Raw genomic sequence first — 544 nt, forward strand, 5'->3', positions numbered from 1 at the left:
GTGGAAGTACGGGGGCGACTCACTTGGACAGAGGTTCTCCCTTGATAGACTGAGAACCCGTTGTTTCGTTTCCGACCTGTCTTCAACATGGACGCCATAAGTAGTGCCACACTACTCTCCTGCATCGAATTATACCGTGCAGGCACTTGGTCTATCGTTCGCTTCCCTAGGCGAACTACACCGCCAAGCTCGTGCTTGTTGCAATATTATGTGCTGCATTCAAGTCTGCATGGATTCGGTGCCCACACGCTTGACATTGAAATCGGTCTCGACGACGATTGTCCTTTGCTGTGTGCTTGCACCGAAAACACTGTTGACTCGTATAGGCAGGAGCTACTTTTTGTACAGGAATCCCCTGCTTATGCGCCGACTCTTCTATAAATTGTTGAAGCTGATAAAAGGCCCATGAATGAATCGTTCGATCCGCATGTCGTGTACACTTACAGGTTTCGCGGATACGCTCCAGTTGCTCCATCTTCAAGACGGGACTGTTAAATTCCAAAGAAAACTGTACGATTTGCTTCGCTAATTTTCGGTTGTAGTC

General features: G+C 48.2%; 1 protein-coding gene. It reads right to left on the bottom strand.

The genetic code is table 11. The features are described 5' to 3' along the window. Positions 1–175: 175 nt before the first annotated feature. Positions 176–544: RNA-guided endonuclease TnpB family protein (locus tag KP806_RS27450; RefSeq protein ID WP_224726934.1), on the bottom strand; the 369-nt coding region annotated here is incomplete at its 5' end.

Origin of the sequence: Paenibacillus vietnamensis (genome assembly GCF_020169515.1) — a bacterium.
Classification (GTDB): domain Bacteria; phylum Bacillota; class Bacilli; order Paenibacillales; family Paenibacillaceae; genus Pristimantibacillus; species Pristimantibacillus vietnamensis.